Consider the following 15,984-nt stretch of genomic DNA (forward strand, 5'->3'; position numbering starts at 1 on the left):
GGGACGGCTGCCGCCGTCCGCTGGGTATCACCGCTCCGGGAGGAGGAAACACCCGCGCGGTGCGGCCGGTGGAACCCGTCTGCGTCCTCCGTCCGGCGGGGTACCGGGACCCTCCGGTGTGTCACCCAGCGTAGTGATCCCGCAGTGCGTAGTGTCCCGGTCACCGCCGGTTGATCTTGCCCGGCGGCTCCGGACGGCACCGGCTTCGGATACCACGCCAGGGAGGACCGGCATCGTGCAGCAGCGAGAGATCTTCGAGCAGGTGTTCACCGTCGAGTCGGTCATGGCCGCGGTGGTGTTCGTCCTGGTGCTGGGTGCGGTGCTCTACGCCGTGTTCCTCCGGCGGGAGAGACGCGGGGTACGGCCCTCACGCCGCTGGGAGCGCAACACCCTGGAGTCGTTCTACCTGGCCGGTCTGGCGGTGGTGGCCGCCTTCCTGGTGGTCTGGACGACCTGGCAGAACAACCGCGACCCGGTGGAGAAGGAGGAGAAGGCGCAGCAGCCCGTGACGGTGGACGTCCTGGCGTTCCAGTGGTGCTGGGCGTTCACCCACCGGGCGGAGGGCGGGGAGCCGCCGGTGGCCTCGGGCGACTGCCGCGACCGCGACGACCTGCCCGAGCTGGTGGTGCCGACCGGCCGGCCGATCCGCTTCGAGATGACCTCCGAGGACGTGATCCACTCCTTCTGGGTGCCCGAGCTGCGGTACAAGCGGGACGTGTTCCCGGACCACGTGAACACCTTCACCCTGACCCTCGACGAGGAGGGCGAGTGGCTCGGCCGGTGCGCGGAGTTCTGCGGCAACCGCCACACCCACATGGACTTCCGGCTCCGGGCGGTCTCCCCGGAGGAGTACGAGACGTGGCTGGACACCCATGAGCCCGCGGGCGCGGCCGCGTGACGGGCACCACCGAGACCCGCCCCGACTCGTCCCCGGTTCCGGACGGCGGAGCCGCGCCGTCCCTGGCCCCCGGCGGCTGGCTGGGGTGGCTGGGCACCACCGATCACAAGCGCATCGGCCTGCTGACGATCTTCACCTCGGTGGGCCTGCTGCTGGGCATGGGCGTGCTGGCGTTGCTGATGCGCAGCCAGCTCGCCCAGCCGGAGCTGACCGTGCTCGACTCGCACACCTACAACCAGGTGTTCACCATCCACGGCTCGGGGATGATCTACCTGGTCATGACCCCGTTCGCGCTGGGCCTGGGCGTCTATCTGGTGCCGTTGCAGGTCGGCGCCCCGGCCATCGCCGTTCCGCGGCTGACGCTGCTGGGCTACTGGCTGTACGTGACGGGAGCGGTGGCGATGTTCTCCGGCTTCGCGACGAGCGGTGGCGCGCACACCAGCGGATGGTTCTCCTACCCGCCGCTCGCCTCCAGCGCCTACAGCCCGAGCCACGGCTCCGACCTGTGGATTCTGGGTGCGTTCCTCTCCGGCAGCGGGATGATCCTGCAGGGCTGGGCGGTGCTGTGGACGGCGCTGCGCAAGCGTGCCCGGGGCATGACGATGCTGCGCATGCCGATCTTCTCCTGGTCGATGGTGGCCACCTGCCTGATGGTGGTGGGCTCCTTCCCGGCGCTGCTGGCGGCCATGCTGCTGCTGACGATCGGCCGGGCGGACCCGTCGGTCTTCGACCAGAACGTGTGGAACATCGGCTACCAGCACCTGTTCTGGTTCTACGGGCACCCGGTGGTCTACGTGATGTTCTTCCCGTACCTGGGGGCGGTCGGGGAGGTGCTCGCGGTCTTCTCCGGCCGGCGCTTCTTCGCCTACCGCGGCACGGTGATCTCGCTGCTGGCCTTCGCCGGGCTGTCGATGAGCGTGTGGGGGCACCACATGTTCGCCACCGGGCAGGCGGAGAACAACTACTACTCGCTGACGTCGATCGTGCTGCTGGTCCCGGCGGGCATCGAGTACTTCGCGCTGGTCGGGACCATCCTGGGCGGGCGGCTGCGGCTGCAGGGCCCGATGCTGTTCGCCCTGGCCTTCCTGCCGCAGTTCCTCATCGGCGGCCTCACCGGCATCATGGTCGGCACCCCGGTCATCGACTACCACGTGACCGACAGTTACTTCGTCGTGGCCCACCTGCACTACGTGCTGTTCGCCGGGAGCGCCTTCGGCCTGTTCGCCGCGGTCTACTTCTGGTTCCCGAAGATGACCGGCATCATGCTGCGGCACCGGCTCAGCCGGCTGCACTTCTGGCTGCTGGTCGTCGGCGCGAACCTCACCTTCCTGCCGATGTTCGCGCTCGGCTTCGAAGGCATGCCGCGGCGGGTCTTCACCTATGAGGAGGGCTGGGGCTTCACCACCTGGAACCTGCTCTCCAGCATCGGTGCCGCGTTCATCGCCGCCGGGATGGCCACCTTCGCGGTCAATCTCTTCTGGTCGGTGCGCAAACCGCTGCCGGCGCCCGCCGACCCCTGGAAGGGTCACTCCCTGGAGTGGGCGACCTCCTCTCCCCCGCCCCGCACGAACTTCACCGACGACCATCCGCTGCCGGAGATCCGCAGCTACGCGCCGCTGCTGGACGAACGGGAGCGGACCGCGGAGCTGACGGCCGGCCCGGCGGCGGCACGCACGGCGACGAGGCGGTGAGCGATGCGCCATCCGGACTTCGTGGTGGTGGCGGGCTGGGCCGTCTTCAACGGCTTCCTGGCCGGGCTCCTGGGCGTGTACGGGGAGATGCCGCTCGCCCTGTGGACCTTCGGCTCCGCGGCGGCGTTCATGCTGCTGGTCGCCCTGGCGGTGCTGGTCTCCTCCCGCCGTAGCCCCGCAGGCTCCCTGCACTACCGGCTGCCGGTGGGCGGGGCGGCGGCCGCGCTGCCCGCGGCGCTGGCCGCGGGGCTGGCCGGGCTGGCGCTCGTCTACGGGCTGTGGCTGCTGGCCCTGGCGGTGCCGCTGGCCGGCGTCTCCGTCGCGATCGGTCTGCGCCGGGTCGCCACCAAGGGGCAGCACACATGAGCGCCGGCCCGGTGGGCATGGCGCTGTCCGGCGGGGCGTTGTCGGTCGCCGTCCCGGCGCTGGTCCTGGCCACCCGGGACCGGCTGCCCTGGGCACGGGTCACGCTGCCGGCGGGAGTGGCGGGGCCCGGTTTCCTGGTGCTGCACGCCCTGGTGGTGCTGGCCATGGGGCTGCGGCACCCCGGACCGGCCGCGGGATGGCTGCTGGAGGCGGTGCTGCTGGCCGGCGGCGTCCTGTTCTGGCTGCCGGTGCTGGCGCACTCCCGGCACCGGCTCGGCGGTGCCGGCCGCTGCCTCTACCTCTTCCTGGCGGCGCCGTCGCTGGACCTGCCCGCGGTGGTGCTCATCGCCCACGGGCACTCCTGGGGCGGCCTGGCCATGATCATCGCGATGCTGCCGCTCGGCGCCGCGGCGCTCCTGGCGACGTGGCGCTGGATCACCGCCGAGGAACGAGTGGAGGTCGCGCGGACCGCCTGAGCCGCGGCCGCCGAGCGGTGGGTGCTCAGCGGTCCTCCGCCGCCGGGGTTCGCGCTCCTGGTTCCCGTACCGGGGGGTGCTCGGGGCTGTGCTCGGCCGGGTCGGTGAGGATCTCCCGGACGGTGCCGCGTTCCTCGGGGGTGACCGGGAGCGGCACCCGGTCGCGGAAGTACCAGCGGTGCAGTGCCCGGCGCACCTTCTCCCGGCGTTTCACGGGCATATGCCCGCCGAGGGTGAGCGGCCGGGGCAGGTCGCGGGCGAGTACCAGACGCTCCTGCTCCTCGGGGAGCGGGTTGTGCTGGAGGGCGTAGCCGCCGCCCGCGGTGCGGCGTACGACGTCGGTCTCGTCCCCGCGGCGCAGCCGGGCCCGGTCCTGGGCCTGCAGGCCGAGGCAGACGCGCCGGGTCAGCCAGAACGCGACCACCGGGAAGAGGATCAGCCCGCTGCGGAAGCCCCAGGTCAGCGCCTCCATGTGGAGGGTGAACACATAGGCGACGACATCCTGCGCGCCGGCGAGCAGCAGTACGGCGTAGAACACGACGCCGGCCACGCCCAGCCCGGTGCGCACCGGCTGGTTCCGCGGCCGGTCGCACAGGTGGTACTCCCGCCCGCCGCCGTCCACCCAGCGTTCGAAGAGCGGATAGGCGTAGAGCACCGCGAACAGCAGCACCGGGATCAGCACGCCCGGGATGAAGACGTCCCAGGGCACGGTGTGGCCCCACAGATTGGTCTCCGCCTGCGGCATGAGGCGCAGGGCTCCCTCGATGAAGCCGACGTACCAGTCCGGCTGGACATCGATGGAGGCCTTGTTCGGGCGGTAGGGGCCGTAGTTCCAGATCGGGTTGATCTGCATCGTCGCCCCCAGCACGGCGAGGATGCCGAAGACGCCGAAGAAGAGACCGACGGACTTGGCGGTGTAGCGGGGGTGGAAGGGCGCGCCGATCACGTTGCGGTTCGTGCGGTCCTTCTCCGCCCACTGGGTGTGCTTCAGGTAGATCACCAGCCCGAGGTGCGCGGCGATCAGCACGATGAGCAGGCCCGGGACGAGCAGCACATGGAGGACGTAGAAACGCTCGACGATGTCGTGCCCGGGGTACTGGCCGCCGAAGGTGAACATCGTCAGGTAGGTGCCGATCACGGGGATCGACAGGAGGATGCCCTCGAAGGTGCGCAGCCCGGTGCCGGAGAGCAGGTCGTCGGCGAGCGAGTAGCCGCAGAAGCCCTCGAACATCGCCAGGGCGAACATCGTCACGCCGATCATCCAGTTGCCCTCGCGCGGGCGGCGGAAGGCGCCGGTGAAGAAGATGCGCAGCAGGTGCAGGCCGATGGCGGAGAGGAAGAGCAGCGCCGCCCAGTGGTGGATCTGCCGCATCAGCAGCCCGCCGCGTACGTCGAAGCTCAGGTCCACGGTGGAGGCGTACGCCTCGGAGACGAGGGTGCCCTGCAGCGGCACGTAGGGCCCGGCGTAGGGGTGTTCCTCCAGGGACGGGGAGAAGAAGAAGGTGAGGAAGACACCGGTCAGCACCAGCACGACGAAGGTGTAGAGGGCGATCTCGCCGAGCAGGAAGGACCAGTGGTCGGGGAAGGCCTTGCGCAGGAACTGCCGGCCGGCCTCCACCAGGGGCATCCGCCGGTCCAGCACGACGGCGGTGCGCTCGCCTGTGGTGCGGGGGCTGCTGACGTCTCGCCGGTCGGGCACGTTCTCCCTCCTCGGGGTGCAGCCATGCCACGCGCCCTGCCCGGCCCAAACCCGCGGGCGGCCGCACGGGTGAACCGGCGGCGGTGGCCGGGCCGGCCCGTTTCGTCCCCGCCCCCGGGGGCACCGGTCGGTCCATGACCCAGCGACACCGGTCCTTCGCGGACCGCACCGCCGCCCTGGCGGCCGCCGGCTACACCTGGCTGCCCGGACTGCTGCGGCGGGCCGGGACCGACTCCGTACTCACCCGGGTCCTGGGGCGGCCCACCGTGGGTCTGCACGGCCCGGACGCGGTGCGCTTCTTCTACGACGAGAGCCACGTCCGCCGCCGGGACGCCGCCCCCGACCGGGTCAAGAGCACCCTGTTCGGGCACGGGGGCGTACAGGGGCTGGACGGCAGGGAGCACCGGGTGCGGCGGGAGCTGTTCCTGTCCCTGCTCACCCCCGCCGACGCGGTGGCCGACCTGGTGACCCGCACGGAGGCGGCCTGGGACGAGGCGGTGCACCGGTGGGCACGGCGGGAGCGGATCGTCCTCTTCGACGAGGTGAGCCGGGTGCTGACGCGTGGCGTCTGCGACTGGGCCGGAGTGCCGGTGGAGCAGGACGACGAGGTGGCACTCGCGCGCGACCTGGTGGCCATGGTGGACGGCTTCGCGGCCGCCGGCCCGCGCCACCGGAGGGCCCGGCGGGCCCGTGCCCGGCGGGAGGAGTGGCTGTCCCGTCTCGTGGCGGATCTCCGTGCCGGGCGCGCCTTCGCGCCCGGGCGCGGCGCGGCGGAGGCCGTGGCACTGCACCGGGACGCGGACGGGGAGCGGCTGCCGCCGCGGGTTGCGGCGGTCGAGTTGCTGAACGTGCTGCGGCCGACCGTGGCGGTCGCCTGGTTCGCGGCCTTCTCCGCGCATGCCCTGCACCACCGGCCGGAGGTGGCCGACCGGCTGCGGGCGTCGGCACGCTCGGAGGACGTCGCGGACCGGTCGGGGTACGTGCACGCCTTCGCCCAGGAGGTCCGGCGCTTCTACCCGTTCGCGCCGTTCACCGGCGGGCGGGCGGTGGACGATCTCGACTGGCACGGGCTGCGGGTGCCGCGTGACGCGCTGATCCTGCTGGACCTGTACGGGCAGGACCACGATCCGCGGTTGTGGACGGAGCCGTACGCCTTCGCCCCGCAGCGCTTCCTCGCCCGCCCGTTCGGCGGCGAGGCGCTGGTGCCGCAGGGCGGCGGGGACATGCAGACCGGGCACCGGTGTCCCGGGGAACCGGCCACGGTGGCGCTGCTGCGCGCCCTGGCCGCCCGGCTGGCCCGGCTGCAGTACCGGGTGCCGCGGCAGGACATGCGGATCTCCCTGCGGCGGATGCCCGCGCGGCCGCGCAGCGGGATGGTGCTGGCCGGGGTGCGGCCGGGGGACGCCTGAGGGGCGGCAAGGCAGCAGCAGGAGAGCGCGAGCCGCCGCCGTGCCGCAGGGAGCACCGGCACCCGCCGCGGCGACGGGCGGCGGGAACCCGGACTCCGCACGCATCGGTGTGGCGCTCCCTCGCGTCACGCTGCGCACAGGAACGGTGACACTAGGGTGGGGTCATGGTGGAGATGCTTCCCCTCGGAGAGTTCTCCGGTGTGGTGTCCCGGCCCTGGGTGCTGCGCGACTACGCGCTCCTCGCGGACGGCGAGCGCGGCGCCCTGGTGGGGCCGCTCGGGGAGGTCGTCTGGCTGTGCGCCCCGCGCTGGGACAGCGACGCGGTCTTCTCCGCGCTGGTCGGCGGCGCGGGCGAGTACCTCGTACGGCCGGAGGACCCCTGGCACGTCTGGGGCGGCTACTACGAGAGCGGCACCCTGATCCGGGTGAACCGCTGGGTGACAGGCAACGGTCTGGTGGAGTGCCGGGAGGCCCTGGCACTGCCCGCCCGGCCCGACCGGCTGGTCCTCCTGCGCCGGGTACGGGCGGTGCGGGACGACGCCCAGGTCGAGCTGCTGCTCGACCCCCGGCCGGACTTCGGCAGGTCCGCGATGGCGGGACTGCGCCGGGAGGGCGACCTCTGGTGCGGTCACGGCCGCGGGCTGCGGGTGCGCTGGGCCGGCGCCGGCGGTGCGGCACCGGCGCCCGGCGGCGGTCTCCGCGCCCGGCTCACCGTCCCCGCCGGGGAGGCGCACGATCTCGTTCTGGAGATCCGTACGGAGGGCGCGAGCGGCGAGGAGCGCGGGGACGCCCTGCACGCGGGCCGCCTCTGGGAGGAGACCGAGCGGCGGTGGCGGGAGCTGGTGCCCGGCTGCGAGGACCTGCCCGCGCCGCACGACGCCCGGCAGGCCTACGCCGTCCTGAACGGCCTCACCAGCTCCCACGGCGGCATGGTGGCCGCCGCCACCACCTCGCTGCCGGAACGCGCCCGCGCCGGGCGGAACTTCGACTACCGCTACTCCTGGCTGCGGGACCAGGCCTACGCGGGTATCGCCGTGGCCGCGCACGGTGACCACCCGCTGCTCGGCCGGGCGGTGGACTTCGCCACCGCCCGGGTGCTGGAGGACGGCGAGGCGCTGCACCCCGTCTACACCCCCGACGGAGGCCGGGTGCCGAAGCAGACCATGCTGTCGCTGCCGGGCTACCCCGGGGGCAGCGACCGGGTCGGCAATGCGGCCGCCCGGCAGTTCCAGCTCGACAGCTTCGGCGAGGTGCTCCAGCTCTTCGCGGCCGCCGCCCGCCACCAGCGATGCGACCGGGAGGTGCGGCGGGCGGTCGACGTCGCAGTAACCGCGGTGGGGGCGCACTGGCAGCTCCCCGAGGCCGGCCTGTGGGAGCTGGAGAAGCGCTGGTGGACCCACTCGCGGCTGAGCGTGGTGACCGGGCTGCGGGCGCTGGCGGCCGCACTGCCCCGGGACCCGGCGGTCGCCCGGTGGCGGGATCTCGCCGACACCGTCCAGCGGGAGACGCGCCGCCGCTGCCTGCGGTCCGACGGCGCCTGGGGGCGGGCGGAGGACGACCGGCGGCCCGACGGGGCGCTGCTCCTGCCGCTGGCCCGCGGCTGTCTCGCCCCGGACGACCCGAGCGGGCCGCGCACCCGGCGGCTGGTCGAGCGGGAGCTGAGTGAGGACGGTTTCGTCTACCGCTTCCAGCACGGCGACCGCCCACTGGGCGAGGCCGAGGGCTCCTTCCTGCTGTGCGGGTTCGCGATGGCCGCTGCGGCCTGGCGTGAGGACGACCGGGTCGGCGCCTACCGCTGGTTCGAGCGGGGCCGGGCCGCCTGCGGGCCGCCCGGGCTGTTCGCCGAGGAGTACGACATCGGTCAGCGGCAGCTCCGCGGGAACCTGCCGCAGGCCTTCGTGCACGCGATGCTCCTGGAAGCCTCGGCGCGGCTGCGTGGCTCCCCGGACCCGCCGTCCGGCGGCTGCTGAGCGCCGGCAGCGACGCCCCCGTCAGGGGACCTGCGGCGGAGTGCGCTCCCACTCCACCGCCAGCAGCGCGGCGTCGTCGGTCAGGCGCCGGCCGGTGTGCCGGCGGACCGCCTCCAGCACGAGGTCGCACAGGTCCCCGAACGGCACCCCGCGCAGCGGCAGTGCCGCCTGCTCCAGGGGGAAGAAGGCGCCCTGTGCGTCGCGCGCCTCGCCGATGCCGTCCGTGTACAGCAGCAGCCGGTCCCCCGGCCGCCAGTCCCAGGACCGGGCCAGGGCCTCCCCGCGGCTGATCTGCGCCAGTCCCAGGGGCGGCAGCGGCTCCTCCGTCTCCAGAAGGACGGGCCTGTTCGGGGTGAGCAGCAGGGGCGGCGGGTGGCCCAGGCTGATCACCCGTACCCGTGGGCCGTCGATCTCGACCAGGGCGGCCGTCACGAAGAGCTCGGTGGCCTCCTGCGTGGAGGCGGCGGCCCCGGAGGGGTCGGTACGCTGCAGCCGCTCCACGGTCTGTGCGCAACGCCAGGCCACGTCCGCCAGACGGGGCTCTTCCAGCGCGGCCTCGCGGAAGACGCCCAGGACGACGGAGGCGGTGTGGATGGCCGGCAGACCCTTGCCCCGGACGTCCCCGATGAGCAGCCGGAGACCGTGCCGGCAGCCGACCGCCCGGTAGAAGTCACCGCCGACGCGGGCTTCGGCGTCCGCGGCCACGTACCGTGCCTCCAGCCGGAGCGGTCCCAACCGGCGCGGAACCGGCGGAAGCAGGGCGAGCTGGGCCGTCTCCGCGACCCGCTGCACCCGGCTGAGCCGCTTCTCCCGCCACTGGCGCCGCAGGGCGCCGAAGACACTTGCGAAGCTGACCACCACGACCGCGCTCAGCACCGTGCTCTGGTAGGCGAGCCCCTCGCCGTCGCCGTAGAAGGTCACCAGCAGTCCCGCCCCGACAGCGCCCGCGGACACCGCGGCCACGTCCCGCGGGCCGCCCCGGATCGCGGCCAGCGCCGGCGCCGGGGACAGCAGCGCGCCGGTGCGCAGCACCGACCCGTACACCAGCTGGTTGATCACTTCGGCCGCGGCGACCCCGATCACCAGCAGCCACGGCAGCAGCAGCCACGCCCCCCGCCGTGCCCCCGCGGCTGCCGTCATGCACCCATTCTTATGCTTCCGGCGCAGAGTGGAGGCATCGGCGGCCCGGGCAGGGGCGGTCACCCGCGTCTCCCCCGGCCGGACTCGGCGTCGTGCGTCCTCGTCCGCCGATCGAGGCAGGCCGGACGCTCCCGGTGGCGGACTCGCCGGGTGGGCCGGACAGCGGCCGGCCCGGTCCGGGAGGGCCCCGGCGGGGCCCGCAGGACGGACCGTGCCGCTCCGCCGAGGTGGCCGGTGGACCCGGTCACCTGGGAGGGGCGGCCGCCAGGCCGGTGAGCAGCTGGAGGCGGTCTTCGAGGTTGTCGCCCGGCCCGGCGGTGCAGGGGCCCGCCAAGCCCGGCGTCACGACGACGTGCCCCCGGGCACCGTCCTGATCAGCGCCCACGACCGGCTCGTCAGCCGGGCCCGGGCACACGGCACCCGGTTCCGCGGCCCCACGCTGCCACGCCGGGTGGCGTGCGCGGGGCACCGGACGTGCACCGGGCACGTCTGGTGCCTCACGTCCCGCGTATTGCGCAAGCTGTCAGCGGCTGATATTTCTCAGGGTGCGCACAGGGGCACCACAGAACCTTCACGCGATCCGACTCGTGAACCGGGGGAATGGTCCATGACGCATCACGGCCGAGGCTGCTTACCCCGCCCGCCGGTACCGTCCGCACCGCCCCCGGCACTCAGGCGCACCTCCACGGCCCGTTGAGCCCGGCGACCGCCCGCTTCCGCAGGCGGGCGACGGGGCCGGGAGTCGCGGACGGGGACTTCCGCCGCTTCTGGTGGGCCGGCACCGCCGACGCCCTCGGCACCCAGGTCTCCGGCCTGGCCCTCCCGCTGCTGCTGCTTACCCTCGGCACCTCACCCGCCGTCGTCGGCACGGTGGCCGGGGTGTCGGCCGGATGCGGCATCCTGGCCGGCCCGTTCGCCGCCGTCCTCGCCGACCACGGCGCCCGTAGGAGTGTGATGGTGGGCGCCGCGCTGGTCTCCGCCGGGGCCATGGCCTCGGCGGCCGTCGGCGTACTGCTCGGCGACCCGCCCCTGTGGCTGCTCGTCGCCGCCGTGCTCGTGGAGCGCACGGCGACGTCCTGCCAGGAGGCCGCCTCCGCCGGCACGGTGGCCGCCCTCGTGCCACCCGGCCGCTATCCCCGGGCCGTTTCCCGGCTCCAGGCCGGTGAGCAGGCCGGGCTCGTGGTGGGCCCGGCCCTCGGCGGTGCGCTGTTCCAGCTCGGCCGCTGGCTGCCGTTTCTCGCCGACGCCCTCTCGTACCTGGTCTCCGCGTTCTGCGTGGCGGCGATCCGTTCCGACCTCGGCCCGCGCCGGGACGGCGTACCGGAGCCCTGCGGCGAGCCGGCCCCCGCAGGTGGGTTCGCCGCAGCCGGCAGGGGCTTCCTCCGGGAACTCGTCGCCGGTGCAGGCCTCGTCCGCCGGGAGCCGTTCCTCCGCTTCGTGCTGCTCTGGTCGGCGGTGATGAGCCTCCTGCTGGCCGCCCTCTCCTACGGCACGATCTTCACTCTCCGGGACGCGGGCGCAGCCGGCGGACCGGTCGGGGCCGTGCTCGCGGTGGCCGGGGCCGCCGGTCTGGCCGGTGCACTCCTCGCGCCCCGCCTGGCGCGTGCACTGCCCCGGGCCCGCCTGGTGATCGCGGTGTCCTGGCTGATGGTGGTGCCCACCGCCGGTCTCGGGATGACCACCCGGGTCTGGGCGTACGCCCTGCTGTTCGGGCTGATCTCGCTGCTGCTGCCCGCGGCGGCCGTCGTCCTTCAGTCCCGGGCGATCGAGGTGACACCGCAGGAGCTCCAGTCCCGCACCGGCACCGTACTCGGCACCGCCACCGGACTCGCCGCCGCCGCGGGCCCGGTGGCCGCGGGAGGGCTCACCGGGACCGCGGGCACCGGCGGCACGGCGCTGTGCTGCGCCGCGGTGCTGGCCCTGCTCGCCCTGTGGTCCACGAGACGTGCACCCGCGGTGCTGCGGAAGGAGAGCGCATGACGACCGGCGGACCGGAGACGGAGGAGCCGGGCAGGGGCGCAGCGCAGGCCGGTACGGGGGCCGGTGCGGCGGAGACAGAACGCGGCTACCGCGTCTATCGCCCCGTCATTCCGGAGGTCTGCCCCACCGATCCGTACCGGATGGTGCTGACGGCCGACGCCGGCGGCCGTTGCGAGGTGTTCGCCCATGACGCCGCGACCGGACGTACGCGCCAGGTGACCGACCGGCCGCACGGCACGCTGCACGGCACCCTGGACCGGGACGGGGCGGTGTGGTGGTTCGACGAGGACCTCGCCGGCCACGGTGTGTGGCGGGTGCAGGACTTCGGCGGCGGCCCGGACACGGTGGGACTGCCGCCGGCCCCGGCCGGTACCCCGCGGGGGCTGGCGATGAACGCCGCCGGGCAGGTCGCGGCCGGCATCGGCAGCCCGGACGGGCTGACCGTCTGGCTCGGGCGGCGCGGCGGCCCGGCGCGCAGGGTCCACCGGGCAACGGGCCCCCGGCGACTGGCCGGGCTCTCGCCGGACGGCCGCCTGCTGGCCGTGGGCGGACCGCCCTACGCCGACCGCGCGGTGACGGTGCTGAGCCCGGACGGCCGCGTCGTGGCGGAGTTCGGCGGAGGCGACCTGCCGCGCCCCGGCGCCGACGTCGGGGCTGTGGCGCTTCCGGCGCCCGGGAGCGGGAAGGCGGTCGCCGACGCCGCTGCGGGGGCCGGGCCGGCCGGCCTCTGGGCGCGGGGCTTCGCCCCCGCCGCCCCACCCGCCTCATCCACTTCACCCACCTCAGCCGCCGAACTGCTGCTGGTCACCGAACACGGCGACCGGTACCGGCTCGCCACCTGGGACGTGCGGCGGGGACTCCGGGAGCACGGCTGGTGCGCCTTCGACACGGAGATCGACGCCCTGTGGTACCCCGACGGCCGCCGGGTCCTGATCCGTCAGGACCGGCACGGGCGGAGCCTGCTGCACACCGCCGACCTGGACCGCCGCACCCTGACGACCGTCACCACACCGCCCGGCAGCATCCCCGACGCCGCCCCGCGCGCCGGCGGGGAGATCCATTACGTGTGGACGGACAGCGCCACCCCGCCGCGGCTGTGCACCACGGCGCCGGAGGGTCCGGACCGTCCGCGCCTGCCGGTGCTCGGCAAGCTGCCCGAGCGCGTCCCCGGTGTGCACAGTGAACTGTGGACACCGGGACCCGACGGTCCGGTGCACACCCTGCTCAGCCTCCCGGAACGCACCGGAGCCCGTCCCGCGCCGCTGGTCTTCCTGCTGCACGGCGGTCCCGCAGCTCACGACCGGGACGCCTACGACGGCGTGGTGCACTCCCTGGTCGCCTCCGGCCTCGGGGTCGCGCGGGTGAACTACCGCGGCTCCACCGGCTACGGGCCCCGCTGGCGTGCTGCCTTCAGCGACGGCGTGGGGCTCACGCAGGTCGGCGACCTGGTGGCGGTACGGGCCGACCTGCTGCACCGCGGCCTGGCGCGGGAGGACGCCGTCGGCCTCTGGGGCACCTCCTGGGGCGGGACGCTGGCGCTGCTGGCCCTGGGGGTGCAGCCGGACCTGTGGCAGGCCGGCGTCGCCGTCAAACCGATCGCCGACTTCGCCGCGGCTCACCGCACCGGCCTGCCGGCTCTACGGGCCCTGGACGAGCGGTTGTTCGGCGGCACGCCGGCGGACGTACCGGAGCTCTACGCGCGGAGTTCGCCGGTGACCTACGCGACCCGGGTCACCGCCCCGGTGCTGGTCGTCGCCGCCGCCCGGGACACCAAGTGCCCGCCGCAGCAGATCGCCGGCTATCTGGCGGCGCTGCGGACGGCGGGGGTACCGCACGCGTCGCTGTGGCTGGATTCCGGCCACGATGGCTACCGGGGCTCCGACCACGTGGCCACGCTGCGCCGCGCCCTGGAGTTCCTGCACGGCCACCTGGGCGCGGGGACGCGCCGGGTGGCCCCCACGACGCCCCGTTCCGACCGGGGCGGGGCCCGTCAGGCCGGTGATCCGGGCATCTCGGGCACCGTCCGCCGACACGCCGAAGGGAGGCCATGACCATGCAGAAGGACGTCATCCACAACAACCCGCTCGAGGACGACGAGGAGAACCGCAAGCCCGGCATCAGCATCACGATCACGGTTCCGATCCGCAACGCGGAGGAGGCCGAGGAGGCCTGATCCGGCGTCCCGGCCCGGTGCCGCAGGCACCGGGCCGGGGTCTCCCCGGCGTCCGCGGCGGAGCCGGTCTCCCGCCGCCGTGGGCCCGCACACCGCACCGCCCGCCCCGCCCGACAGCGACCGTCTCGAGGAGTCCGCCCATGCGTGTGCTGCTGGTCAACATGCCCTGGTCCCCCATCGACGTGCCCTCGCTCGCCCTGGGCATCCTCAAGCGCAGCGCCACCGAGAACCGGCCGGGCACCACCGCCGAGGTGTACCACGCCAATCTCGAGTACACGGACTGGATCACCGAGCGCACCGGGTTCGGCAAGGACGACTACGAGTACTACGCCCTCTCGTCCTACTTCCTCGGCTGCGGCGACTGGGTCTTCTCCTCGGCGCTCTACGACGACCCGGAGTGGCGGGCCGAGGAGTTCACCGCGGCGCTGCGCGGCAAGCTCTCCGCCTCCCGGATGCGGATGAGCCACGAACTCCATCGCCTCGCACCGGAGTTCGTGGCGCGGACCGCACGCGAGATCGTGGCTCGGAAGCCCGACGTGGTGGGCTTCTGCTCGACGTTCCAGCAGAACACCGCCGCCCTGGCGGCGGCCGGGCACGTCAAGCGGCTGGCGCCGCACATCACGACCGTGCTGGGCGGCGCCAACTGCGACGCGGAGCAGGGACACGCAGCGCACCGCAACTTCCCGTTCGTCGACTACGTGGTGCGCGGCGAGGGCGAGACCGCGTTCCCGCGGCTGCTCGGCGTCCTCAAGGGCTCGGGCAGCCCCCGTGCCATACCGGGCCTGTGCTGGCGGGACGACGAGGGCACCTCGGTGGCCAACCCGATGGCCACCTCCCCGCTTCCGCCCGCCGCCATCGTCTCCCCCGACTACTCGGGCTACTTCGAGCGGCTCGCCGCCTCCGCGGCACGGCACTGGGTGGAGCCCAAGCTCGTCGTGGAGGGGGCGCGGGGCTGCTGGTGGGGCGAGAAGCACCACTGCACGTTCTGCGGGCTCAACGGCACCTTCATGGAGTTCCGCAGCAAGACCCCGGAGCGGTTCTACGACGAAATCACGGAGCTCGCGCGGAGGCACCGGGTGCTGGACATGTACGTCGTCGACAACATCCTGGACATGGGGTACGTGCGGACGGTGCTGCCGCGCATCGTGGACAGCGGCTACGACCTGCGGCTGCACATCGAGATCAAGGCGAACATGCGCCGTGACCAGCTCCAGACCCTCGCCGACGCGGGAATGATCTACGTCCAGCCGGGCATCGAGAGCCTCAACAGCCGGGTGCTGGACCTGATGGACAAAGGGGTGAGCGGCTGCCAGAACGTGCGGATGCTGCGCGACGGTGCCGAGACCGGCCTGGCCGTCTCCTGGAACTACCTGCACGGCTTCCCGCACGAGCGCGACGAGGACTACGACCCGGTGATCGCGCAGCTCCCGGCGCTGGAGCATCTCATGCCGCCCGTCGACCTCTCGGCCCGCATCGCCATCGAGCGCTTCAGCCCCTACTTCAACCGCCCGGAACTGGGTTACGACAGGCTGCGCCCGGACGTCCACTACCGCTTCACCTACGACCTGCCGGAGTCCGAGCTCTACGACCTCGCCTACGTGTTCGAGGCACCCGACCGCGGGATCGGGGCGGAGACGGCGGAACGGCTCAACGAGGCCATCAAGGCGTGGCACGAGGCGTACGCGTCCAGCCGGCTCACCCATACCGACCTGGGAGACCGGATCGTGCTGGTCAGCCGCCGCCGGGCGTTCGACTGGCGTACCCGGGAGCTGACGGGACCGGTGGAGCTGGCCGCGTTCCGCCTGCTGGACCAGCCGCACCACCCCGCGGCTCTTGCCCGGAAGATCGCCGAACAGCTCGGGGCGGGGGCCGGCGGGGGCGAGGACGCCCCCGTGGACGAGGCGGTGGTGCGGGCGCTGCTGGAGCGCTGGTTGGAGTGGGGCCTGGTGTTCACGGACGCCGGCCAGTACGTGCAGGTCGCACCGGCGGCCGTCAACGAGGACCTGCTGCGCCTGGAGTTCATGCGCCGTACGGCGGCCGCACCGGAACCGGCGGACGCCGAGGAGCCCGGGACCCGGCCGGCCGTACCGGTCCCCTGACGCCGCCCGGCCCGGGCCCCGTCGGCCCCGCAGCCCGTCCCGCAGCCCGTCCCGCATCCGTCCGCACACCGCACCGAGGAGCA

12 protein-coding genes are annotated in these 15,984 nt (G+C 73.9%); 10 read left to right on the plus strand and 2 right to left on the minus strand.

Going from position 1 to position 15,984, the window contains the following annotated elements; translation table 11 throughout:
- The first annotated feature begins 235 nt into the window (after nt 1-235).
- From HOY81_RS15875 to HOY81_RS15890, 4 genes are read left to right on the plus strand one after another with little or no spacing between them, the layout of a single operon-like run.
- The gene (locus HOY81_RS15875) at nt 236-898 is read left to right on the plus strand and encodes a cytochrome c oxidase subunit II (protein ID WP_237321067.1); all 663 of its coding nucleotides are present in this window, start codon (nt 236-238) and stop codon (nt 896-898) included.
- Nucleotides 895-2,589 carry a cbb3-type cytochrome c oxidase subunit I gene (locus HOY81_RS15880; RefSeq protein ID WP_237321068.1) on the plus strand — a complete coding sequence of 565 codons (1,695 nt, stop codon included), beginning with the start codon at nt 895-897 and terminating at the stop codon, nt 2,587-2,589. Before HOY81_RS15875 ends, HOY81_RS15880 begins: the two co-directional genes overlap by 4 nt.
- A gap of 3 nt (nt 2,590-2,592) precedes the next feature.
- Complete coding sequence (locus HOY81_RS15885; RefSeq protein ID WP_237321069.1) at nt 2,593-2,955, plus strand: hypothetical protein; 363 nt, start codon at nt 2,593-2,595, stop codon at nt 2,953-2,955.
- The gene (locus tag HOY81_RS15890) at nt 2,952-3,431 is read left to right on the plus strand and encodes a hypothetical protein (RefSeq protein ID WP_237321070.1); all 480 of its coding nucleotides are present in this window, start codon (nt 2,952-2,954) and stop codon (nt 3,429-3,431) included. The genes HOY81_RS15885 and HOY81_RS15890 overlap by 4 nt, the downstream gene beginning before the upstream one ends.
- A gap of 25 nt (nt 3,432-3,456) precedes the next feature.
- Here the strand turns inward: HOY81_RS15890 and HOY81_RS15895 are convergent, their stop codons facing one another.
- A complete protein-coding gene (locus HOY81_RS15895; RefSeq protein ID WP_237321106.1) occupies nt 3,457-5,058 on the minus strand; it encodes a cytochrome b N-terminal domain-containing protein in 1,602 nt (533 codons plus the stop codon).
- A 206-nt stretch (nt 5,059-5,264) separates the two neighbouring features.
- On the opposite strand from HOY81_RS15895, the gene HOY81_RS15900 reads away from it, so the two are divergent.
- Both HOY81_RS15900 and HOY81_RS15905 read left to right on the plus strand, forming a co-directional pair.
- Nucleotides 5,265-6,539 (plus strand): cytochrome P450, encoded by a 1,275-nt coding sequence (locus HOY81_RS15900; RefSeq protein ID WP_237321071.1) that lies wholly within the window; start codon nt 5,265-5,267, stop codon nt 6,537-6,539.
- Nucleotides 6,540-6,703: 164 nt separating this feature from the next.
- A complete protein-coding gene (locus tag HOY81_RS15905; RefSeq protein ID WP_237321072.1) occupies nt 6,704-8,509 on the plus strand; it encodes a glycoside hydrolase family 15 protein in 1,806 nt (601 codons plus the stop codon).
- 21 nt (nt 8,510-8,530) lie between these two features.
- Here HOY81_RS15905 and HOY81_RS15910 read toward each other — a convergent pair whose 3' ends face one another.
- Nucleotides 8,531-9,649, minus strand: a complete 1,119-nt coding sequence (locus HOY81_RS15910; RefSeq protein WP_237321073.1) for a PP2C family protein-serine/threonine phosphatase — start codon at nt 9,647-9,649, stop codon at nt 8,531-8,533.
- Between the two features lie 693 nt (nt 9,650-10,342).
- Between HOY81_RS15910 and HOY81_RS15915 the strand changes: the two genes are divergently transcribed.
- The 4 genes from HOY81_RS15915 (at nt 10,343) to HOY81_RS15925 (ending at nt 15,901) form a co-directional block, all read left to right on the plus strand.
- Nucleotides 10,343-11,629, plus strand: a complete 1,287-nt coding sequence (locus tag HOY81_RS15915) for an MFS transporter (RefSeq protein WP_237321074.1) — start codon at nt 10,343-10,345, stop codon at nt 11,627-11,629.
- Nucleotides 11,626-13,680, plus strand: a complete 2,055-nt coding sequence (locus tag HOY81_RS15920; RefSeq protein ID WP_237321075.1) for an alpha/beta fold hydrolase — start codon at nt 11,626-11,628, stop codon at nt 13,678-13,680. The genes HOY81_RS15915 and HOY81_RS15920 overlap by 4 nt, the downstream gene beginning before the upstream one ends.
- Entirely contained in the window at nt 13,677-13,802 is a 126-nt protein-coding gene (locus HOY81_RS27420; protein ID WP_272892874.1) for a hypothetical protein, read from the plus strand. The genes HOY81_RS15920 and HOY81_RS27420 overlap by 4 nt, the downstream gene beginning before the upstream one ends.
- Before the next feature lie 140 nt (nt 13,803-13,942).
- Nucleotides 13,943-15,901: a RiPP maturation radical SAM C-methyltransferase gene (locus tag HOY81_RS15925; RefSeq protein ID WP_237321076.1), complete on the plus strand. Its 1,959-nt coding sequence runs from the start codon at nt 13,943-13,945 to the stop codon at nt 15,899-15,901.
- Nucleotides 15,902-15,984 lie beyond the last annotated feature (83 nt).

This window comes from Streptomyces sp. JJ36, assembly GCF_021696945.1.
Classification (GTDB): Bacteria; Actinomycetota; Actinomycetes; order Streptomycetales; family Streptomycetaceae; genus Streptomyces.